The organism is Streptomyces sp. NPDC102490 (assembly GCF_044765285.1).
Lineage (GTDB): Bacteria > Actinomycetota > Actinomycetes > Streptomycetales > Streptomycetaceae > Streptomyces.
In genome coordinates, this window is sequence record NZ_JBIWJU010000005.1 from 106137 (window position 1) to 126424 (window position 20288).

At 72.8% G+C, this 20288-nt stretch carries 19 protein-coding genes; 10 read left to right on the forward strand and 9 right to left on the reverse strand.

Annotation, left to right across the window (positions count from 1 at the left end):
- Positions 1 to 68 precede the first annotated feature (68 nt).
- The 3 genes from ddaH to ACIRGB_RS12330 form a co-directional block, all read right to left on the reverse strand.
- Entirely contained in the window at positions 69 to 845 is a 777-nt protein-coding gene (gene ddaH, locus ACIRGB_RS12320; protein ID WP_403862363.1) for a dimethylargininase, read from the reverse strand.
- Positions 846 to 961: 116 nt separating this feature from the next.
- Positions 962 to 3220, reverse strand: a complete 2259-nt coding sequence (locus ACIRGB_RS12325; RefSeq protein ID WP_403862366.1) for an ATP-binding cassette domain-containing protein — start codon at positions 3218 to 3220, stop codon at positions 962 to 964.
- 10 nt (positions 3221 to 3230) lie between these two features.
- Positions 3231 to 4865 carry an ABC-F family ATP-binding cassette domain-containing protein gene (locus tag ACIRGB_RS12330; protein WP_403862369.1) on the reverse strand — a complete coding sequence of 545 codons (1635 nt, stop codon included), beginning with the start codon at positions 4863 to 4865 and terminating at the stop codon, positions 3231 to 3233.
- Between the two features lie 300 nt (positions 4866 to 5165).
- Between ACIRGB_RS12330 and ACIRGB_RS12335 the strand changes: the two genes are divergently transcribed.
- The gene (locus tag ACIRGB_RS12335) at positions 5166 to 5834 is read left to right on the forward strand and encodes a GPP34 family phosphoprotein (protein ID WP_403862372.1); all 669 of its coding nucleotides are present in this window, start codon (positions 5166 to 5168) and stop codon (positions 5832 to 5834) included.
- A 33-nt stretch (positions 5835 to 5867) separates the two neighbouring features.
- On the opposite strand, the gene ACIRGB_RS12340 is transcribed toward ACIRGB_RS12335, so the two are convergent.
- Entirely contained in the window at positions 5868 to 6284 is a 417-nt protein-coding gene (locus tag ACIRGB_RS12340) for an SsgA family sporulation/cell division regulator (RefSeq protein ID WP_333751089.1), read from the reverse strand.
- A gap of 326 nt (positions 6285 to 6610) precedes the next feature.
- Here ACIRGB_RS12340 and ACIRGB_RS12345 point away from each other — a divergent pair, with 326 nt between their 5' ends.
- Entirely contained in the window at positions 6611 to 7657 is a 1047-nt protein-coding gene (locus tag ACIRGB_RS12345; RefSeq protein WP_403862375.1) for a WD40/YVTN/BNR-like repeat-containing protein, read from the forward strand.
- A 72-nt stretch (positions 7658 to 7729) separates the two neighbouring features.
- Positions 7730 to 8059, forward strand: coding sequence for a plasmid stabilization protein (locus tag ACIRGB_RS12350; RefSeq protein WP_403862378.1), 330 nt, complete (start codon positions 7730 to 7732; stop codon positions 8057 to 8059).
- A 22-nt stretch (positions 8060 to 8081) separates the two neighbouring features.
- On the opposite strand, the gene ACIRGB_RS12355 is transcribed toward ACIRGB_RS12350, so the two are convergent.
- Positions 8082 to 8378 (reverse strand): YciI family protein, encoded by a 297-nt coding sequence (locus ACIRGB_RS12355; RefSeq protein ID WP_403862381.1) that lies wholly within the window; start codon positions 8376 to 8378, stop codon positions 8082 to 8084.
- A gap of 41 nt (positions 8379 to 8419) precedes the next feature.
- On the opposite strand from ACIRGB_RS12355, the gene ACIRGB_RS12360 reads away from it, so the two are divergent.
- On the forward strand, positions 8420 to 9121 hold the full coding sequence (locus ACIRGB_RS12360) for an endonuclease V (protein ID WP_403862384.1): 702 nt from the start codon (positions 8420 to 8422) through the stop codon (positions 9119 to 9121).
- Here the strand turns inward: ACIRGB_RS12360 and ACIRGB_RS12365 are convergent.
- Positions 9109 to 9303 (reverse strand): hypothetical protein, encoded by a 195-nt coding sequence (locus ACIRGB_RS12365; RefSeq protein ID WP_104636724.1) that lies wholly within the window; start codon positions 9301 to 9303, stop codon positions 9109 to 9111. The two genes, ACIRGB_RS12360 and ACIRGB_RS12365, sit on opposite strands and share 13 nt — an antisense overlap.
- Before the next feature lie 168 nt (positions 9304 to 9471).
- Between ACIRGB_RS12365 and mmpA the strand changes: the two genes are divergently transcribed.
- Complete coding sequence (mmpA, locus tag ACIRGB_RS12370; protein WP_403862388.1) at positions 9472 to 9618, forward strand: morphogenic membrane protein MmpA; 147 nt, start codon at positions 9472 to 9474, stop codon at positions 9616 to 9618.
- Positions 9619 to 9661: 43 nt separating this feature from the next.
- Here mmpA and ACIRGB_RS12375 read toward each other — a convergent pair whose 3' ends face one another.
- The gene (locus ACIRGB_RS12375; protein ID WP_403862391.1) at positions 9662 to 10852 is read right to left on the reverse strand and encodes a saccharopine dehydrogenase family protein; all 1191 of its coding nucleotides are present in this window, start codon (positions 10850 to 10852) and stop codon (positions 9662 to 9664) included.
- Positions 10853 to 11059: 207 nt separating this feature from the next.
- Here ACIRGB_RS12375 and ACIRGB_RS12380 point away from each other — a divergent pair, with 207 nt between their 5' ends.
- From ACIRGB_RS12380 to ACIRGB_RS12390, 3 genes are read left to right on the forward strand one after another with little or no spacing between them, the layout of a single operon-like run.
- Entirely contained in the window at positions 11060 to 12250 is a 1191-nt protein-coding gene (locus tag ACIRGB_RS12380) for a CaiB/BaiF CoA transferase family protein (protein ID WP_403862394.1), read from the forward strand.
- A gap of 11 nt (positions 12251 to 12261) precedes the next feature.
- Positions 12262 to 13476: an acetyl-CoA C-acetyltransferase gene (locus tag ACIRGB_RS12385; RefSeq protein WP_403862397.1), complete on the forward strand. Its 1215-nt coding sequence runs from the start codon at positions 12262 to 12264 to the stop codon at positions 13474 to 13476.
- A gap of 42 nt (positions 13477 to 13518) precedes the next feature.
- The gene (locus ACIRGB_RS12390; protein ID WP_403862400.1) at positions 13519 to 15699 is read left to right on the forward strand and encodes a 3-hydroxyacyl-CoA dehydrogenase NAD-binding domain-containing protein; all 2181 of its coding nucleotides are present in this window, start codon (positions 13519 to 13521) and stop codon (positions 15697 to 15699) included.
- A gap of 6 nt (positions 15700 to 15705) precedes the next feature.
- On the opposite strand, the gene ACIRGB_RS12395 is transcribed toward ACIRGB_RS12390, so the two are convergent.
- Positions 15706 to 16428, reverse strand: a complete 723-nt coding sequence (locus tag ACIRGB_RS12395) for a MerR family transcriptional regulator (RefSeq protein ID WP_403862403.1) — start codon at positions 16426 to 16428, stop codon at positions 15706 to 15708.
- A gap of 244 nt (positions 16429 to 16672) precedes the next feature.
- On the opposite strand from ACIRGB_RS12395, the gene ACIRGB_RS12400 reads away from it, so the two are divergent.
- The gene (locus ACIRGB_RS12400) at positions 16673 to 18139 is read left to right on the forward strand and encodes an amino acid permease (protein WP_403862406.1); all 1467 of its coding nucleotides are present in this window, start codon (positions 16673 to 16675) and stop codon (positions 18137 to 18139) included.
- A gap of 42 nt (positions 18140 to 18181) precedes the next feature.
- Entirely contained in the window at positions 18182 to 18667 is a 486-nt protein-coding gene (locus ACIRGB_RS12405) for a macro domain-containing protein (protein WP_403862409.1), read from the forward strand.
- Positions 18668 to 18679: 12 nt separating this feature from the next.
- Here the strand turns inward: ACIRGB_RS12405 and ACIRGB_RS12410 are convergent, their stop codons facing one another.
- The gene (locus tag ACIRGB_RS12410; RefSeq protein WP_403862412.1) at positions 18680 to 20173 is read right to left on the reverse strand and encodes a M1 family metallopeptidase; all 1494 of its coding nucleotides are present in this window, start codon (positions 20171 to 20173) and stop codon (positions 18680 to 18682) included.
- Positions 20174 to 20288 lie beyond the last annotated feature (115 nt).

The following is a 20288-nucleotide window of genomic DNA, read 5'->3' on the forward strand; positions in this document are numbered from 1 at the left end:
CCGGCGGTACCCGGCAAGTCCTCGGGACGCGCAGGTCCGGGGCAGTACGGGCGTCCGGTGGGCCGTTTTCAGGCGTACAGCCCCCGCAGCCGGACCGAGAGGCACGTCACACAGCCCTCGAGTTTCTCGAACTCCCCGATGTCGACGAGCACCGGCTCGTGGCCTAGGTCGGCGAGCAGCTCCGCCGTCTTGGGCGCGCTCGCCGCCATCAGCAGCTTGCTCCCGCCGAGCAGCACCACGTGCGCTCCCGACTCCTCCGGCACCGGCAGGAAGCGGGGGAACAGCGAGGGCGCGTCCGTCCTCGGGATGTGCCCGAGGACGGTGCCGTCCGGCAGCGCGGTGACCGCCGACTTCAGGTGCAGCACCTTGCTCACGGGCACCGCGACCACCCGGGCGCCCAGTGGCTCGAACGCCGCCCGCAGCTGCTGGACACCGGCGGCGTTGGTGCGCCCGCCGCGTCCCACGTAGATCGTGTCGCCGATCTTCAGGACGTCGCCGCCGTCCAGGGTGCCCGGCTCCCAGATCCAGTTGACCGAGCAGCCGAGCCGGGCCACGGCCTCCTCGACGCCGGCCGTCTCGGCGCGCCGCGACTCGGCGCCGGGCCGCGTGATCAGCGCGACGTTGCGGTACATGACGACCGCGTCCTCGACGAAGACCGAGTCCGGGCAGTCGTCCGCCGGGTCCACCTCCAGCGTCTCCCAGCCGTGCGCCACGAGTGCCGCGACGTAGGCGTCCCACTGCTCCAGGGCCAGGTCGTAGTCGACCTTCTCCCGCTCGACGTGCGTCACCAGCCCCTCGGCGAGCCGGGGGCCGGGGCGGCGGACGAGGGCCTTCTTGCTGGGCACGCGGGACCTTTCGGATCGGCGCGGACCGGCGCGGGTCGGGCGCCGGAGGGGCGGCGCCCGTGACGGGGCGCCGGTTGGCCATCATGCAGCGCGGACCTGTGCGGACGGAACCCCCGTCAGCCCCTCGTAGCCCTCCTGAGATGCTCCGCGGTGCTGGAGCCGCGGGCCGCGAGCAGCTCGCGCGGGGTGCCCTCGAAGATCACCCGGCCGCCGTCCCGTCCGCCGTCCGGGCCGAGGTCGATCACCCGGTCGGCGTGCGCCACCACGTCCAGGTGGTGCTCGACCACCACGACCGTGTTGCCGGTGTCCACCAGCCGGTCCAGCAGGGCGAGCAGCCCCTCGACGTCCGACAGGTGCAGTCCGGTGGTCGGCTCGTCCAGCACGTAGACGGCACCGGTGCGGTGCAGCCGGGTCGCCAGCTTGATGCGCTGCCGCTCCCCGCCGGAGAGCGTGGAGAGCGGCTGCCCGAGAGTGAGGTAGGTGAGGCCGACGTCGCGCAGGGCGCGCAGCCGGCGGCGTACGCCGGGGTCGGAGAAGAAGCCGAGGGCCTGGTCGGCGGTCATCGCGAGCACGTCGGCGACGGACCGGCCGTCGACCGTCAGCCGCAGCACCTCCTCCCGGAAGCGCCGCCCCTCGCAGTCGTGGCAGGTGGCCGTCACCGGGTCCATGAAGGCGAGGTCGGTGTGGATGATCCCGCGCCCCTCGCAGGTGCCGCAGGCCCCCGCCGAGTTGAAGCTGAAGAACCCCGGCTCGGCACCGGTCTCCCGCGCGAAGACCTTCCGCACCGTGTCCATGATCCCGAGGTAGGTCGCCGGGGTGGAGCGGGCCGAGATGCCGATGGCCGACTGGTCGACGACCACGGCGTCCGGGTGGGCGGCGGTCAGCTCGGCGACCAGCGTGCTCTTGCCCGACCCGGCGACCCCGGTGACCGCGGTGAGCACCCCGGTCGCGAACGCCACCGTCACCTCCCGCAGGTTGTGCCGTTCGGCGCCCTTGACCCACAGCTCACCGGTCGCCGTCCGCACGCTCTCCTTCACCGCCGTACGCCGCCGCAGGCTCCGCCCGGTGAGCGTGTCCGACGCGGCCAGCTCGGCCGGCGTCCCCTCGAACACCACCCGGCCGCCGTCGGCACCGGCCCGCGGGCCCATGTCGACGACGTGGTCGGCCAGCGCGATGACGTCCGGGTCGTGCTCGACGACCAGCACGGTGTTGCCCTTGTCGCGCAGCCGCAGCAGCAGGTCGCCGAGGCGACCGACGTCCCGCGGGTGCAGTCCGACGCTGGGCTCGTCGAAGATGTACGTCATCCCGGTCAGGCTGGACCCGAGGTGCCGCACGGTCTTCAGCCGCTGCCCCTCGCCGCCGGACAGGGTGGCGGTCTCCCGGTCGAGGCTGAGGTAGCCGAGGCCGATCGCCTCCACCCGCTCCAGCGCGGCCACCGCCGCGGCGGCCACGGGCCGGGCCACCGGGTCGTCGATCTCCCTCAGTACGGCGATCAGGTCGGTGATCTGCATCCGCGAGCAGTCGGCGATGGAGTGCCCGCCGATCCGGGACGCGAGCGCGGCCGCGTTCAGCCGGGCCCCGCCGCAGTCGGGGCAGCGGGCCTCGACCAGGAAGCCGCGCACGAGGTCCCGGGTGCGCTCGCTCATGCCGGACAGGTCCCGCTTGAGGTACAGCCGCTCGAACCGGTCGGCGAGCCCCTCGTAGTCGGTGTTCCACGTCCCGCCCGAGCCGCTGACGGTGACCTTGCTGCCGGGCCGCCCGCGCATCAGGAAGGCGCGCTCGGCCTCGGTGAAGTCGCCGACCGGCTTGCCGGTGTCCAGCTCCTCCGTGTTGGTGTACGTCTGCCCCTGCCAGGTCCCGGCCGCGAACGGCGGGAAGCGGACCGCTCCGTCGGCCAGCGACCTGGCCGGGTCCAGGATCCGGTCCCAGTCGGGCTGCACCCTGCGGCCCAGGCCGTCGCAGCCGGGGCACATGCCCGACGGGTCGTTGAACGAGTACGCCGTCGCCCCGCCGGCACTGGGGGTGCCGTGCCGGGAGAACAGCACCCGCAGCACCGAGTGGATGTCGGTCATCGTGCCGACCGTGGAGCGGGAGTGGCCGCCCACCGGCCGCTGGTCGACGACGATCGCGGGGGTCAGGTCCTCCAGAGCGTCCGCGTGCGGCCGCTCGTACTTGGGCAGCCGGTTGCGCACGAACCAGGTGAACGTCTCGTTCAGCTGGCGCTGCGACTCCACCGCGATCGTGTCGAACACGACCGACGACTTCCCCGACCCCGAAACGCCGGTGAACACGGTCAGCCGGCCCTTCGGGATGCGGAGGGTGACGTCCTGGAGGTTGTTCTCCCTGGCCCCGGTGATGCTGATGAACTCGCTCATGCGAGGGACGCTAGGCGGGATACCCGACAGCTTCTGGCGTGATTTCCCGCAGTTCTCCCTCCTCGAACAGCAGCCAGCGCGTGATGCCGAGCGACTCCAGGAACGGCAGGTCGTGGCTGGCCACGATCAGCGCCCCCTCGTACGCCTCCAGCGCGCCGGTGAGCTGCCGCACGCTCGCCAGGTCCAGGTTGTTGGTCGGCTCGTCCAGCATCAGCAGCTGCGGCGCGGGCTCGGCCAGCATCAGGGCCGCCAGCGCCGCCCGGAAGCGCTCGCCGCCGGACAGCGTGGCCGCCTGCTGGTCGGCGCGGGCGCCCCGGAACAGGAAGCGCGCCAGCCGCGCCCGGATCCGGTTGTGGGTGGCACCCGGCGCGAACCGGGCCACGTTCTGAGCGACGCTCAGCTCGTCGTCGAGGACGTCGAGGCGCTGCGGCAGGAACCGCAGCGGCACGTGCGCCGTCGCCTCGCCCGCCACCGGCGCCAGCTCCCCGGCGACGGTGCGCAGCAGCGTGGTCTTGCCCGCGCCGTTGCGCCCGATCAGCGCGATCCGCTCGGGACCGTGCAGATCGAGGCCGCCCCGCACGCGGGCGCCGTGGGCCAGCTCCAGCTCCCGCAGGGTGAGCACCGTCCGGCCCGGCGGCACGGCCGTGTACGGCAGGTCGACGCGGATCTCGTCGTCGTCCCGCACGGCCTCCACCGCGTCGTCGAGCCGCTCCTTCGCCTCGGCGAGCTTCTCCTCGTGCATGACGCGGTACTTGCCGGCCGACTGCTGGGCCGTGCGGGCACGCAGCTTCATCACCGCCCGGGGCTCGCGCTTGGTGTCGTACATCTTCTGCCCGTAGCGCCTGCGCCGGGCCAGGACGACCTGGGCGTCGGCCAGTTCGCGCTTCTGCCGGCGCAGGTCCGACTCGGCGACCCGCACCATGCGCTCGGCCGCCTCCTGCTCCACCGCCAGCGCCTGTTCGTACGCCGTGAGGTTGCCGCCGTACCAGGTGACCGAGCCGGACCGCAGGTCGGCGATCTGGTCGACCCGTTCCAGCAGCTCGCGGTCGTGGCTGACCACGACCAGCACGCCCGGCCAGGACTCGACGGCCGCGTACAGCCGCCTGCGGGCGTACACGTCGAGGTTGTTGGTGGGCTCGTCCAGGAGCAGGACGTCGGGCCGGCGCAGCAGCAGCGCGGCCAGCCGCAGCAGCACCGACTCGCCGCCCGAGACCTCGCCGACGGTGCGGTCCAGGCCGACGTGGCCCAGTCCCAGCTCGCCGAGCGTGGCGAGGGCGCGTTCCTCGACGTCCCAGTCGTCGCCGACGGTCTCGAAGTGCTCCTCGCTCACGTCACCCGCCTCGATGGCGTGCAGCGCGGCCCGCCGCGCGTCGATGCCGAGCGCCTCGTCGACCCGCAGCGCGGTGTCGAGCGTGACGTTCTGCGGCAGGTAGCCCACCTCGCCGGTCACCCGGACGGTGCCGTCGGCCGGGGTGAGCCGCCCGGCGATCAGTTTCAACAGGGTCGATTTTCCCGCCCCGTTGACGCCGACGAGCCCGGTCCTGCCGGGGCCGAAGGCGACGTCGAGTCCCTCGAAGACGGTGGTGCCGTCGGGCCAGGCGAAGGACAGGGACGTACACGTGAGGGAAGTGGGGGAAGGTGACATACGGGTCTCCGCGGTTGCTCGAAGCGGTCAGGGGCAAACGCGTATCGAGACACCGGAAGCGGGCGGCCGCCGTCGGACGAGGGGAGGGCACGAAGGAAGCCCTGCTGCGTCAGGAGGCTCGGACGGCTCGAACGCCGAGGTCGCACGCGGCGTGCACACGTGGGACACGTGTGACGCGGTGTCTCAGGACCTCAGACGAGCAACGTCCTTCTCCGATCGGCGGCAACAGAAGCGATGTCGAACCTAGAGAAGACCCGGTTGGCCTGTCAACGCATTTACGCGGACCCCGAGGAGGCCCCCGTGCCCAACGGCTCGCTCTCACTGCCGGCCCGGCTCTGCCTGCTGGCCTGGGGCCCCGCGGGGCCCACCGCCGACACCGCCCGGGTCCATCACCTGGTGCGCGCCGGCGCGCTCACCGAACTGGCCCAGCGCGGTCTGCTCACCGACGACGAGGGCGTCGCCACCCCCGCCGACCTGGACTCCCGCACCGGGGACGCCGTCCTCGACGGGCTGCTGGAACTCGTCCGCGAGTCGCTGCCGCACGGGTGGCGCACCTGGGTGCGGCTGCACGCCCGGGTCACCTTCGACGCCGTGCGGGAGCAGTTGGTGGCCGAGGGGTACCTGCGGGCCGAGAAGAAGCGCGTGCTCGGCGTGTTCCCGTCCGTGGAGTACGTGCTCGCGCGGTCCGCCGTGGCGCGGGCGCTGCGCGAGGAGGCGCGCTCCGTCCTCCAGGGGCCGGTGCCGGCCGGGGAGGTCTCCGAGCGGGACGCGGCGCTGGCCGCGCTGGCGGCCGCCGCCGGACTGGGCGTGCCGGAGGGCGCGGGGGGCGGCGTGCGCGGACGGGACCGGATCACGGAGCTGGCCCGGCGGTGCGCGAGTGCGGCACCCGGTATGCGCAAGGTCGTGAGCGAGGTGTGGGACGCGGTGAGCGACGAGGGCGCGCGGGCACCGGCGTCCGCGCGCGGCTGAGCGGCGTCCGTCACCGCGGGAGCCCCGGGAGGGTCAGCAGCTCCCGCGCATCAGCTCCGCCAGCTCGTGGTCCAGGTCCAGCTGGAGGTGCTCCAGACCCACCGGCACCAGCTCGCCGGCGGCGTGCAGGAACCGGCGCAGCTCGCCCGAGCGGACATGGATCACGGCGGTGCCCTCGGGCGCGTGGAACTCCAGGACGGTGCGGTCGTAGCCGTACGGGCGCACCCGGACGTCGCCGTGGCCGTTCGGCTCCTGCATCCCCGCGATGAGCAGCTCGCGGGAGAAGGTCCAGCAGACCTCCACGCCCTCCAGGGTGGCCGGGGCCGGGAAGGTCATGCGGACGGCGAACGGGTCGGCGCGGTCGTAGTGCAGGGTGGCGGGAATGTTCGGCATACGCGGCGCGGCGGCGACGAGACGCGCCTCGACGGGCTGATCGATGACGGTGGACAACGCCTTGCTCCCTCGTGACGGCTGGACGGGCTTCGCGGATGGTGCGGGCCGGGTACTTGAAGAGACGTCGGAATCAGCCCATCCGTGCACACGACGAGCGAGTGACCTCTGTCACCGCGTTCATGCCTGGGAGCGCTCAGGAGTGACACGCCTCTCCTCCCGTGCCCCGCGGGGCACTTGCGGCACCCCCGCACCACGGGCGCGAGCGGTCGCGGCCCTCTGGACGGCGCGCGGGCCGTGGGCTAGCTTCGCCCGCCATGAGGCGCTTGGGAAGCACGCGACGCACGGTACGGTCCGTTCGAGCCGGCGGCAGGCGGACGGGACGGGTGGCGCTCGCGGGGGCGGTCTGCGCGGCGGCGCTGGCCGCGCTGACCGCCGTACCCGCCCAGGCGCACCAGCGGCCGCAGTGGGACGTGCAGGACACCGGAGTCGCCGACGTCCGGTTCCGGGGGCTGGCCGCCGTCAGCCGGCACACCGCCTGGGTGGCCGGAACGAAGGGCACGGTTCTGCGCACCACCGACGGCGGTGGGACCTGGCGCGACGTCTCCCCGCCCGGCGCCGGTGCACTGGAGTTCCGGGACATCGAGGCGTTCGACGCCCGCCGGGCCGTGGCCCTGTCCATCGGCGAGGGCGAGGCGTCCCGGATCTACCGCACCGACGACGGCGGGGCGACCTGGACCGAGTCCTTCCGCAACACCGACGCGCGGGCCTTCTACGACTGCCTGACCTTCTTCGACCGCCGCCACGGCCTCGCCATGAGCGATCCGGTGGACGGGACGTTCCGCATCCTGTCGACCGGCGACGGCGGCCGCTCCTGGAAGGTGCTGCCCGTCGCCGGGATGCCGGCCGCGCAGCCGGGGGAGGCCGGGTTCGCGGCCAGTGGCCAGTGCCTGGTCTCCGCCGGGCCGAGGGACGTGTGGCTGGCCACCGGCGGGGCCGCACGCGCGCGCGTGCTGCACTCCGCCGACCGCGGGCTCACCTGGACGGCCACCGACGCCCCGATCCCGGCCGGCGACCCCGCCCGCGGCGTCTTCGGCCTCGCCTTCCGCGACCGCGCCCACGGCCTCGCCGTCGGCGGCGACTACCGGCCCGATCAGGCGTCCCCGCGGTCCGCCGCCCGGACCGCCGACGCCGGCCGCACCTGGCGCCCCGCCGACCGGCCGCCGCCCGCCTACCGCTCCGGCGTGGCCTGGCTGCCGCACAGCCGCACCGCGGCCCTCGCCGTCGGCCCCACCGGCACCGACCTCACCACGGACGGCGGCCACACCTGGCGGACGGTCGACACCGGGTCCTACGACACCGTGGACTGCACCCCGGACCTGGGCTGTTGGGCCGCGGGCGAGCAGGGCCGGGTCGCCCGGCTGGAGCGCTGACGCCGGGCGGGCCGGGGTGTTTGTCCGTAACGTGGGTAACCGTTCGCTGAACGCGAGAGGAAGTGAGCGGACATGCCGAGCGGTTCCAGCTCCAAGCGGGAGCGGCAGTACGAGCACATCAAGAAGAGCGCGGAGGACCGCGGCGAGAGCACCGGCCGCGCCAAGGAGATCGCGGCGCGCACGGTGAACAAGGAGCGCGCCCAGTCCGGCGAGTCGAAGACCGCCAGCCGCACCTCCACGCAGGACATGTCGCCGAGCAAGCGCGGCGGCCGGCGGTCCGGGAACCGGCAGGGACCTCAGGGGCCCACCTACGACCAGCTGTACGAGGAGGCCAAGCGCCGGAACGTCCACGGCCGTTCGAGCATGAACAAGGGCGAGCTGCGCCAGGCGCTCGGCAAGTGAGCCGCGGTTCGAGCCGCGGTCCTCAGCCGAGCGTCTCCCGGTAGCGCTCCAGCGCGGGCGCCGTCTTCGTGGCGATGAACTCGGTGACGCGGTACTCGCACACGCCGGCCTTGACGAACGGGTCGCCCGCGGTGATCTCCTCGATCCGCGCACGGTCCCCCGCGACGGCCAGGATCACCCCGCCGTCGCGGGGCTCCTTGCGCCCGGACGCCACGAACACGCCCTGCTCGTACAGCCCGTCGAGCCAGACCACATGGTCCGGCAGCACGGCGTCGACGGCTTCGAGCGGGGCGGTGTAGGACAGCTCCAGTACGAACATGATCGCGAGCCTACTCCGCACCCCCTAGGCTTGCGGCCACCATGACGACCGTGACCGCGCAGATCCCCTCAGGCTGGCCCGCGACCGAGGAGCGGGCCCGCGCCGTCCAGGACGAACTGCGCGCCCGCGTGGTGCTCGACGAGCCCGGCCCCCCGCCCGGCACCGGCCGGGTCACCGGCGTGGACGTCGCCTACGACGACGAACGCGACGTCGTCGCGGCGGCGGCCGTCGTACTGGACGCCGGGACCCTCGCCGTCGTCGCCGAGGCCACGGCCGTCGGGCGGATCTCCTTCCCGTACGTGCCCGGTCTGCTGGCGTTCCGGGAGATCCCGACCGTGCTCGCGGCCCTGGAGGCGCTGCCCTGCCCGCCCGGCCTGGTCGTGTGCGACGGCTACGGCCTGGCCCACCCGCGCCGCTTCGGCCTCGCGAGCCACCTGGGCGTGCTCACCGGCCTGCCCACGATCGGCGTGGCCAAGAACCCGTTCACCTTCACGTACGACGCCCCGGGCACCCCGCGCGGCAGTACGTCCCCGCTGCTGGCCGGGGGGGAGGAGGTCGGGCGTGCGGTGCGCACCCGCGACGGGGTGAAGCCGGTCTTCGTCTCCGTCGGGCACCGGGTGGGCCTCGGCAACGCCTGCGCCCACACCCTGGCCCTGACGCCCGCCCACCGGCTGCCGGAGACCACCCGCAGGGCCGACGCCCTGTGCCGCGCGGCCCTGCGGGACGCCGCCTACCCGGCCTGATCCGCGATGCTCCAGCGGCCCACCTCCCGGTACGCCGAGTCGTAGACCGCCGAACCGTCGCCGGGCCGCAGCGCGTAGTGCTTCAGGTTGCCGCCCCAGTACCGCAGGATCCGCTGCAGTTCGCCCGCGGGGTCCTCGGCGAGCGCGCCCTCGTCCATGGTGACTTCGAGAAGGAACTTCATGCCTTCAAGGGTTTCATTGAACTCCTTTTTGGCACTGTGCCGCGCGCGATGCCCGGTCACGTGGGGAGGGGAGCCCTGAAAGTCTCAAATCGACCGATCCGGGCGCCCAGACAGGGCTGAGTATCCGTACGGATGTGCCGCCGCCCGCGGCCCGGCAGGGTGGACGGCATGACGACACACCGCGCACCCGAGTACTCCGCCCAGTCCGGCCGCCCCGTCGAGCGGGCCGTGGGCGCCGGGCTGGTGCTGGCGGTGGGCGCGGGGCTGGCCTGGATCGGCGGGATGATCTACACGATCGCCGGATGGTCCGGTTAGACCCCGCACCCCCGCACCCCCGCACGCCTCCGGGAACGGTCCGTCAGCGGGTCGCGGCCACCCGGAAGCCGATGCCCGCCGCCCGCAGCCGCTCGGTCAGCGCGTCGCCCATCGCCACCGCCGTGGTGACCTGCCCGGACGTCGGCGGCAGGGTGTCGAGGGCGAGGCAGAGCGCCGCCTCGGCGAACATCTTGGCCGTCTCGTCGTACCCGGGGTCGCCGCCCGAGACCTCGGTGAACACCGTCCGGCCGCCGCCCTCGCCCACGAAACGGACCGAGAACCAGCTCCTGGCCCGCCGCTCGGCGCTCGGCCCTTCGCCCGGCGCGAGCCGCCCGGACAGCCAGCGCCGTGCGGGCGGCACCTGGGCCGCCGCCAGCAGCGCGCCCACCGCCGCCACCCCGCCCACCGCGACGGGCAGCCGCCGCACGGCCGCGTAGTGGCGGTAGCGGAAGTCCGGACCGTAGCGGTCCAGGGCCTTCGCGGACCAGCGCACGATCTGCGCGTCCACGGTCGGCAGCGGCAGCGCCCACGCCCCCACCTCCCCGGCGAACCGCGGCGCACCGGCCGGCGTCACCACCCGGCGGCCGACCAGCCGGGGCTCGTGCCGTCGGCGTTCCAGCGCGGCGGCCCGCAGCTCGCGGCCCCGCGCGAACTGGCCCAGCGCGGAGGCGAACGTACCGCCCGAGAACGTGGCGCCGACCCGCACGAAGCCGTCCACGCTCAGCGGTACGCCCTCCGGCAGCTGCCGCACGGTGAAGTACACGCCGAGGTCGTGCGGGACGGAGTCGAAGCCGCAGGCGTGCACCAGACGCGCCCCGGTCTCCCGCGCGCGGGTGTCATGGCGCACGTACGTCCGGTCCACGAACTCGGGCTCCCCGGTGAGGTCGAGGTAGTCCGTGCCGGCCTCCGCGCAGGCGGCGACCAGCGGGTCGCCGTACCGGACGTAGGGACCGACCGTGGTGGCCACCACGCGTGCCTGACCGGCCAGTTCGCGCAGCGAGGCCGGATCGGACACGTCCGCGAGCAGCACGCCGACGTCCGCCGCGGCGCCCGCCGCACCGGTCAGCCGCTCGCGCAGGCGGCGCAGCTTCTCCTCGCCGCGGCCCGCGATCGCCCAGCGCAGCCCGTCCGGTGCGTGCGCGGCGAGGTACCGCGCGGTCAGTTCGCCGACGAACCCCGTCGCCCCGAACAGCACGATGTCGTACGGCCGGTCGGCCGCTTTCAGCCTGCTCATGACACCCCTTCGTCACCCGTCGGCAACCCCTGGGTCCGCAGCACGCGCCGTTGCCGGTGGCTGAGGCTAGCGTGAGGATCGCGCGAACCGGAGAGGAGCCTGCACCATAATTGGCTAAGCGCTTGCTCGCCCGGGTCTTGTGCCCGGTGGAACACGTTCTTAGCATCACTGGTGTTACATCGGTTGTGTCACAGAGCTGGGGGCTGGATGTCGGAAGCGAAGACGCCGACGCGGACGCCGGGCACCGAGGGCCCGCTCGCCGGGGTGCGCGTGGTCGAGCTGGCCGGTATCGGTCCCGGGCCCTTCGCCGCCATGCTCCTGGCCGACCTGGGCGCCGACGTCGTACGCGTCGACCGCCCCGGCGGGCCCGGACTCGGCATCGACCCCGCCCACGACGTCACCAACCGCAACAAGCGCTCCGTGGTCGTCGACCTCAAAGCGGCGGACGGCCCCGCCCGCGTCCTCGACCTCGCCGCCCGCGCCGACGTGCTGATCGAGGGCTACCGCCCCGGCGTCGCCGAACGGCTCGGCGTCGGCCCCGGGGACTGCCACGCCCGCAACCCGCGCCTGGTCTACGGCCGCATGACCGGCTGGGGCCAGGACGGCCCGCTCGCCCCCCGCGCCGGACACGACATCGGGTACATCGCGCTCACCGGCGCCCTCGGCATGATCGGCGCCCCCGACGCACCGCCGCCCGTCCCCGCCAACCTCCTCGGCGACTACGCGGGCGGCTCCCTGTACCTGGTCGTCGGCATCCTCGCCGCCCTGCACCACGCGCGGGAGCACGGCACCGGGCAGGTCGTGGACGCCGCGATCGTCGACGGCACCGCCCACCTCTCCGCGATGATCCACGGCATGCTGGCCGCCGGAAGCTGGCAGGACCGGCGCGGCGCCAACCTCCTCGACGGCGGCTGCCCCTTCTACGGCACCTACGAGACCGCCGACGGCCGGTACATGGCGGTCGGTGCGCTCGAACCGCGGTTCTACGCCGAGTTCACGCGGCTGCTGGGCATCCCCGACCCGGTACCGGCCCGCGACGACATGGCCCGCTGGCCCGAGCTGCGCGCGGCCGTCGCCGCCCGGTTCCTGACCCGTACCCGCGACGAGTGGGCGGCGGTCTTCGCGGACTCCGACGCCTGTACGGCCCCCGTGCTGTCGCTGCGCGAGGCCCCGCACCACCCGCACCTCGCCGCCCGCTCCACCTTCACCGAGCACGACGGTCTCACCCAGCCCGCCCCCGCGCCCCGCTTCTCCGCGACCCCCACCGCCGTACGCACCAGGCCCGCCCTGCCCGGCGCCGACACCGAGGCCGTGGTCCGCGACTGGGGGCTGGCCCCCGGCTGGGCGGCCCCGCCCCCTGCCTCCCTCCCCGATCCCGCAGTGCACACCCCTCAGTGAAAGGCCCGCCAGTGAGCACCGAAGCGTACGTGTACGACGCGATCCGCACCCCGCGCGGACGCGGCAAGGCGAACGGCGCCCTGCACGGCACGAAGCCCGTCGACCTGGTCGTCGGCCTCATCCACGAGATCCGCGCCCGCTTCCCCGGCCTCGACCCGGCCGCCGTGGACGACATCGTGCTCGGCGTCGTCGGCCCGGTCGGCGACCAGGGCTCCGACATCGCCCGCATCGCGGCCATCGCCGCCGGGCTGCCGGACACCGTGGCGGGCGTCCAGGAGAACCGCTTCTGCGCCTCGGGCCTGGAAGCCGTCAACATGGCGGCCATGAAGGTGCGCTCCGGCTGGGAGGACCTGGTCCTCGCGGGCGGCGTCGAGTCCATGTCCCGCGTGCCGATGGCCTCGGACGGCGGCGCCTGGTTCAACGACCCGATGACCAACCTCGCCACCAACTTCGTCCCCCAGGGCATCGGCGCCGACCTGATCGCCACCATCGAGGGCTTCTCCCGCCGCGACGTCGACGAGTACGCGGCCCTGTCCCAGGAGCGCGCGGCCACCGCCTGGAAGGAGGGCCGCTTCGAGCGGTCCGTCGTGCCGGTGAAGGACCGCGCCGGTCTCACCGTCCTCGACCACGACGAGCACCCGCGCCCCGGCACCACCGCCGACTCTCTCGCGGGGCTCAAGCCGTCCTTCGCCGACATCGGCGAGCTGGGCGGATTCGACGCCGTGGCGCTGCAGAAGTACCACTGGGTGGAGAAGATCGACCACGTCCACCACGCGGGCAACTCCTCCGGCATCGTCGACGGCGCCTCGCTGGTCGCCATCGGCTCCAAGGAGGTCGGCGACCGCCAGGGCCTCACCCCGCGCGCCCGGATCGTGTCCGCCGCCGTCTCCGGCTCCGAGCCCACCATCATGCTCACCGGGCCCGCCCCGGCCACCCGCAAGGCGCTCGCCAAGGCCGGGCTGACCATCGACGACATCGACCTGGTCGAGATCAACGAGGCGTTCGCGGCGGTCGTCCTGCGCTTTGTCAAGGACATGGGCCTGTCCCTGGACAAGGTCAACGTCAACGGCGGCGCGATCGCGCTCGGCCACCCCCTCGGCGCCACCGGCGCGATGATCCTCGGCACCCTCGTCGACGAACTGGAGCGCCAGGACAAGCGCTACGGCCTCGCCACCCTGTGCGTGGGCGGCGGCATGGGCATCGCCACCATCGTCGAGCGCGTCTGACCCCCTCCCACGGATACGACGGATCACCTGGAGCACACCCTCATGAGCACCGAGCCCACCACCATCCGCTGGGAACAGGACGACACCGGCGTCGTCACCCTCGTCCTCGACGACCCCCGCCAGTCCGCGAACACCATGAACCAGGCGTTCCGCGACTCCCTGGCAGCGGTCACCGACCGCCTGGAGGCCGAGAAGGACTCCATCCGCGGCGTCATCGTCACCTCCGCCAAGAAGACCTTCTTCGCGGGCGGCGACCTGCGCGACCTCATCCGGGTCACCCCGGAGACCGCCCAGGACCTCTTCGACGGCGGCATGGCCATCAAGCGCAACCTGCGCCGCATCGAGACCCTCGGCAAGCCCGTCGTCGCCGCCCTGAACGGCGCGGCCCTCGGCGGCGGCTACGAGATCGCGCTGGCCTGCCACCACCGCGTCGCCCTCGACGCGCCCGGCTCCAAGATCGGCTGCCCCGAGGTCACCCTCGGCCTGCTTCCCGGGGGCGGTGGCGTCGTCCGCACCGTCCGGATGCTCGGCATCACCGACGCCCTGCTGAAGGTCCTCCTCCAGGGCACCCAGTACAACCCGCGCCGCGCCCGGGAGAACGGCCTGGTCGACGAGGTCGCCGACAGCCGCGAGGACATGCTCGCCAAGGCCCGCGCCTTCATCGACGCGCATCCGGAGTCCGCCCAGCCCTGGGACCGGCCCGGCTACCGCATCCCCGGCGGCACCCCCGCCCACCCGAAGTTCGCGGCGAACCTGCCCGCCTTCCCGGCCAACCTGCGCAAGCAGACGAACGGCGCCCCCTACCCGGCGCCGCGCAACATCATGGCCGCCGCCGTCGAGGGCTCCCAGGTCGACTTCGAGACCGCCCAGGTCATCGAGGCCCGCTACTTCGTCGAGCTGGCCGCCGGGCAGACCTCGAAGAACATGATCCAGGCGTTCTTCTTCGACCTCCAGGCGGTCAACTCGGGCGCGAACCGCCCGAAGGGCGTCGAGTCCCGGAAGGTCACCAAGGTCGCCGTGCTGGGCGCGGGGATGATGGGCGCGGGCATCGCCTACTCGTGTGCCCGCGCGGGCATCGACGTGGTCCTGAAGGACGTCTCGCTGGAGTCGGCGCTCAAGGGCAAGGCGTACTCGGAGAAGCTGTGCGCCAAGGCCGTCGCGAAGGGCCGTACGAGCCAGGAGAAGGCCGACGCGCTGCTCGCGCGGATCACGCCGACCGCCGAGGCGGCCGACCTGGCGGGCTGCGACGCGGTGATCGAGGCGGTGTTCGAGGACACCTCGCTCAAGCACAAGGTGTTCCAGGAGATCGAGCACGTCGTCGCCCCCGACGCCCTCCTGTGCTCCAACACCTCGACGCTGCCGATCACGGCGCTGGCCGAGGGTGTCGAGCGCCAGGCCGACTTCATCGGGCTGCACTTCTTCTCGCCGGTGGACAAGATGCCGCTGGTGGAGATCATCAAGGGGGAGCGGACCGGCGACGAGGCGCTGGCCCGCGCGTTCGACCTGGTCCGGCAGATCAGCAAGACGCCGATCGTGGTCAACGACTCGCGCGGCTTCTTCACCTCCCGGGTCATCGGCCACTTCATCAACGAGGGCGTCGCCATGGTGGGGGAGGGCATCGAGCCCGCCTCCGTCGAGCAGGCGGCGGCCCAGGCCGGCTACCCGGCCAAGGTGCTGTCCCTGATGGACGAGCTGACCCTGACCCTCCCGCGGAAGATCCGCAACGAGACGAAGCGGGCCGTGGAGGAGGCGGGCGGCACCTGGACCGCACATCCCGCCGAGGCGGTCATCGACCGCATGGTCGACGAGTTCGAGCGCCCCGGGCGGTCCGGCGGCGCCGGGTTCTACGAGTACGGCGACGACGGGAAGCGCGCCGGGCTGTGGCCGGGGCTGCGCGAGCACTTCACGAAGCCGGGGTACGAGATCCCGTTCGCCGACATGCAGGAGCGCATGCTCTTCTCGGAGGCGCTGGACACCGTCAAGCTCCTGGAGGAGGGCGTCCTGACCTCCGTCGCCGACGCCAACATCGGCTCGATCTTCGGCATCGGCTTCCCCGGCTGGACCGGCGGCGTCCTCCAGTACATCAACGGCTACGACGGCGGCCTGCCGGGCTTCGTCGCCCGCGCGCGCGAGCTGGCCGACCGCTACGGCGAGCGCTTCACCCCGCCCGCCCTGCTCGTGGACAAGGCGGAGAAGGGCGAGGTCTTCACGGACGGCCGCTGAGCCGGATCAGTCACCGGCCTCCAGATCGAGCCACTCCCGCAGCTCCTCGCGCAGCGACCGCTGGAACGTGGTGAGCAGCGCCTGCACCACCAGCGGGTGCATGTGGGCGGACAGGGACCGCACGTCCCGCGCGTCGCGTTCGGCGACCGCGTCGCGCAGCAGCCGCGACAGGTCCCGCGCGGCGGCGCGGGAGTGCTCCAGGAGGGCGGTACGGGCGGCGAGGACCGTCTCCGGGGAGAAGGGCACGTCGAGCAGCTCGACGCCGAGCCGGAGCAGCCCGGCGTCGACGCGGTAGCCGTCGCCGTCGGGCACCACGACGTCCATCGCCCCCAGCCGGTCCACCTCCTCGTCGGTGAGCGGCCGCCCCGCCCGCCTGCCCAGCTCGTCGCGGGTGACCCGCTCCACCGTCCGGGGCGCCCAGGAGGCCACCACCGCGCGGTGCAGCGCCAGGTCGTGCGCGCTCAGGTCCGACGGCAGCTGCCCGAGGTAGCGCTCGATCGCGGCCAGCGTCATGCCCTGGTGCTGCAACTCCTCGATCAGCGCCAGCCGGGCCAGGTGCTCCCCGTCGTAGTGCCCCACCCGGCGCGGGCCGATCACCGGCGGCGGCAGCAGCCCCTTGGTGCCGTAGAAGCGGACCGTGCGCACGGTGACGCCGGCCCGTGCGGCCAGCTCGTCGATCGTGAGGGTCTGCCCCCCGGCGTCGGCCGCCTCGGTGTCGCTCGTCGTCATGTGCAGCAGTATCGCTGTCCCACCAATGCTGTGACACCTCTTGTGCAGCGGTCTTGTGCGCCGGGTGGAGGCCGTCGGTGGATCATGTGAGAAGTCACGCTGTGTGACATGAGACACCGCATGTCTACGCAGCGTCGTGGGAAGGTGCAGCCTTGGTCTGTGCCGCGAGGGTGGTGCGGGCCTTGTCACTGTACGGACGACCTGGGCACATCCCGCCCGGGCGCACCAGAGAGTGGAACCACCCGTGAGCAAGGACGCCGTCGCCACGGCACAGGCCGCCACCCACCCCCAGGCGGCCGAACGACCCGCGGACGCGGGCGACGCCGGCTACAGCAAGGACCTCAAGGCCCGTCACGTCAACATGATCGCCATCGGCGGCGCGATCGGCACCGGCCTGTTCCTCGGCGCCGGCGGGCGCCTGCGCGACGCCGGACCGGCGCTCGCGATCGCCTACCTCGTCGCCGGTGTCTTCGCCTTCTTCGTCGTCAAGGCACTCGGGGAGCTGGTGCTCTACCGGCCCTCCTCCGGTTCCTTCGTGTCGTACGCGCGCGAGTTCCTCGGCGAGAAGGGCGCCTATGTCGCCGGCTGGATGTACTTCCTGAACTGGTCGACGACCGGTATCGCCGACATCACCGCGATCGCGCTGTACACGCACTACTGGAGCATGTTCACGAGCATCCCCCAATGGGTGCTCGCCCTGATCGCCCTCGCGGTGGTCCTGGCGGTGAACCTGATCTCGGTGAAGATCTTCGGCGAGATGGAGTTCTGGTTCGCGATCGTCAAGGTCGCCACCCTGGTCGGCTTCATGCTGATCGGCATCTTCCTGCTCGCCACCCAGCACGAGGTGAGCGGGCAGACCCCGGGCGTGGGCATGATCACCGACCACGGCGGCATGGTCCCGCACGGTGTGATGCCGGTGGTCCTCGTCATGCAGGGCGTGATCTTCTCCTACGCGGCCCTGGAACTGGTCGGCGTCGCCGCCGGCGAGACCGCCGAGCCGCACAAGGTCGTTCCCCGCGCGGTGAACTCGATCATGTGGCGGGTCGCCCTGTTCTACGTCGGCTCGGTCGTGCTCCTGGCCCTGCTGCTGCCCAGCTCGCTCTACTCGGGCGACGAGAGCCCCTTCGTCACGGTGCTGTCGGGGATCGGGGTGCCGGCCGCCGGTGACGTGATGAACCTCGTCGTCCTCACCGCCGCGATGTCGTCCCTGAACTCCGGCCTGTACTCCACCGGCCGCATCCTGCGCTCCATGGCGGTGGCGGGCTCCGCGCCCAGGTTCACCGGCGTGATGAGCCGCAGCCAGGTTCCCTACGGCGGCATCCTGCTGACCTGCGCGGTGTGCGTCCTCGGTGTCGGGCTGAACTACCTGGTGCCGAGCAAGGCCTTCGAGATCGTGCTGAACGTCGCCTCCCTGGGCATCATCAGCACGTGGGTGATCATCATGATCTGCCACCTGGTGTTCGTCCGCCGGGCGCGTGCGGGCCTGGTCGAACGACCCGGCTTCCGGCTGCCCGGCAGCCCCGTCACGGAGATCGTCACGATCGCCTTCCTGCTGGCGGTCATCGGCCTGATGTGGAACGACGAGGGGGTCGGCCGCAAGACCGTGCTGCTGGTGCCCGTGATCGCGGTGATGCTGGTGGCCGGCTGGTTCGGCGTCCGGCGCCGGGTGGCGCACCAGGCCGGACAGGACCCGTCGACGCAGACGACGTAGCGGCCCGGGGCCACTGTCAGTGGCAGCCCCTAGGGTGGCGTCATGTCGGAGATCGGATACGTCCGGGGTGACGCCACCGCGCCGTCGGTCAAGGGCGTCAAGATGATCGCCCATGTCTGCAACGACCTCGGCGGCTGGGGCAAGGGCTTCGTCCTGGCCGTCTCCCGCCGCTGGCCCGAGCCGGAGGCGGCGTACCGCGCCTGGCACCGCGACCGCGCGTCCAACGACTTCGGCCTCGGCGCGGTCCAGTTCGTCCGGGTCGAGCCGTACGTGTGGGTGGCCAACATGATCGGCCAGCGCGGCATGCGGACCGGCAGCAAGGGCGTCCCCGTGCGCTACGAGGCCATCGGGACCGCGCTCGGCCGCGTCGCGGACAAGGCGGCCGAGCTGGGCGCGTCCGTGCACATGCCCCGCATAGGCTGCGGCCTGGCGGGCGGCAAGTGGTCCCGGGTGGAGCCGCTCATATCCGAGCACCTGGTCCGGCGCGGCATCCCCGTGACCGTCTACGACCACGGGGACACCGCCTAGGACGCGCCGGGCTCAGTGCTCGTGCACGTCGTTCGTCGCGGCGATCTTCCGCCACGAGCGGGGCTGTGCGGGCGTCTCGGAGGCCGTCGTGAGCGACTGGGCGCGGGCCGCCGGGGCGTCCGGCTTCGACGGCTGGAACAGCCAGGTGTCGAACAATGCGGCCAGCGGCTCGCCCGAGACCTCCTCGGCGTACCGCTGGAAGTCCGCGACGGACGCGTTGCCGTGGGCGTACTTCGCGGGCCACCCCTTCAGGATCGCGAAGAAGTCCTCGTCCCCGATCTCGTTCCGCAGCGCCTGGAGGGCCAGCGCGCCCCGGTCGTAGACGGCGCCGTCGAACTGGTTCTCCGGACCCGGGTCACCGGGCTTCACCGTCCAGAACGCGTCGTCGGCCGGGTGCGAGGCGTACGTGTAGTCGGCCAGTTCCTGCGCCGTGCCCTCGCCCTCGTGCTCGGACCACAGCCACTGGGCGTACCGCGCGAAGCCCTCGTTGATCCAGATGTCCTTCCAGCCGCGCACCGAGACCAGGTCGCCGTACCACTGGTGGGCCAGCTCGTGCACGACGACGGACACGTTCGACCCGTTCGCGAACTGCCGCGGGCTGTAGAACGGCCGGGTCTGCGTCTCCAGGGCGTACCCGGTAGCGGTGTTCGGCACATAGCCGCCGAGCGCGTGGAACGGATACGGCCCGAAGTAGTCGCTCAGCCAGTCGGCGACCTCCCCGGTCCGCTCCACGCTGGCCCGCGCCGCGCCGCCGTTCGCGCCCAGGTCCCTGCTGTAGGCGTTGACGACCGGGATGCCGCCCTCGGTGGTGCCGGTGGTGAGGTCGAACTTCCCGACCGCCAGTGTGGCCAGGTACGTGGCCTGCGGCTGGTCCGAGCGCCAGTTCCAGCGCGTCCAGCCGAGGCGCGAACTCGTCGACTGGAGGGTGCCGTTGGAGATCGCCTGGGTGCCGTCCGGCACCTGCACCGACACGTCGTAGGTGGCCTTGTCGAGCGGGTGGTCGTTGCTGGGGAACCACCAGGCCGCGGCCTCGGGCTCGTTCGCGGCGACACCGCCGTCCGGGGTGCGGTGCCAGCTGGTGAAGCCGTACGCCTGCTTCGAGGACGGCACACCGCTGTAGCGGACGACCACGGTGACGGGCGTGCCCTTGTCCAGCGGGCGCTTCGGCGTGATCTCCAGCTCGTGCTCGCCCGAGGTCGTGAACGACGCCTTGACGCCGTTCACCCGCACCTCGCCGACGTCCAGCAGGAAGTCCAGGTTGAACCGCGACAGGTCCGCGGTGGTGCGGGCCAGGATCGTCGCCGTCCCCTCCAGCCGGTCCGTGGCCGGCTGGTACTTCAGGCGCAGGTCGTAGTGCGAGACGTCGTATCCGCCGTTGCCGTAGGCCGGGTAGTAGGGGTCGCCGATACCCGGAGCGCCGGGGGAGTGGGCCGCCGCCGACGCCGGGATCGCCAGCATGAGGGAGGCGGCGCCCAGGGCGCCCGGCACGATGAATCTGCGGTGCACGAAAGCTCCAAGTCGTAGGGACACGAGATCCGTTCGGAATCCGTTCGGAGCCTATTCAGCCCCGATGCGCACGTCATGTCCACGGCCACTCCTGTCACACGATCGCCATCCGGCC

Excerpts from the sequence above, each read along its gene's own strand:
- ACIRGB_RS12380 (WP_403862394.1), top strand. The coding sequence starts at position 11,060 with ATGTCGGAAGCGAAGACGCCGACGCGGACGCCGGGCACCGAGGGCCCG.
- ACIRGB_RS12325 (WP_403862366.1), bottom strand. The coding sequence starts at position 3,220 with ATGAGCGAGTTCATCAGCATCACCGGGGCCAGGGAGAACAACCTCCAG.
- ACIRGB_RS12395 (WP_403862403.1), bottom strand. The coding sequence starts at position 16,428 with ATGACGACGAGCGACACCGAGGCGGCCGACGCCGGGGGGCAGACCCTC.
- ACIRGB_RS12360 (WP_403862384.1), top strand. The coding sequence starts at position 8,420 with ATGACGACCGTGACCGCGCAGATCCCCTCAGGCTGGCCCGCGACCGAG.
- mmpA (WP_403862388.1), top strand. The coding sequence starts at position 9,472 with ATGACGACACACCGCGCACCCGAGTACTCCGCCCAGTCCGGCCGCCCC.
- ACIRGB_RS12405 (WP_403862409.1), top strand. The coding sequence starts at position 18,182 with ATGTCGGAGATCGGATACGTCCGGGGTGACGCCACCGCGCCGTCGGTC.
- ACIRGB_RS12330 (WP_403862369.1), bottom strand. The coding sequence starts at position 4,865 with ATGTCACCTTCCCCCACTTCCCTCACGTGTACGTCCCTGTCCTTCGCC.
- ACIRGB_RS12390 (WP_403862400.1), top strand. The coding sequence starts at position 13,519 with ATGAGCACCGAGCCCACCACCATCCGCTGGGAACAGGACGACACCGGC.
- ACIRGB_RS12350 (WP_403862378.1), top strand. The coding sequence starts at position 7,730 with ATGCCGAGCGGTTCCAGCTCCAAGCGGGAGCGGCAGTACGAGCACATC.
- ACIRGB_RS12355 (WP_403862381.1), bottom strand. The coding sequence starts at position 8,378 with ATGTTCGTACTGGAGCTGTCCTACACCGCCCCGCTCGAAGCCGTCGAC.
- ACIRGB_RS12365 (WP_104636724.1), bottom strand. The coding sequence starts at position 9,303 with ATGAAGTTCCTTCTCGAAGTCACCATGGACGAGGGCGCGCTCGCCGAG.
- ACIRGB_RS12375 (WP_403862391.1), bottom strand. The coding sequence starts at position 10,852 with ATGAGCAGGCTGAAAGCGGCCGACCGGCCGTACGACATCGTGCTGTTC.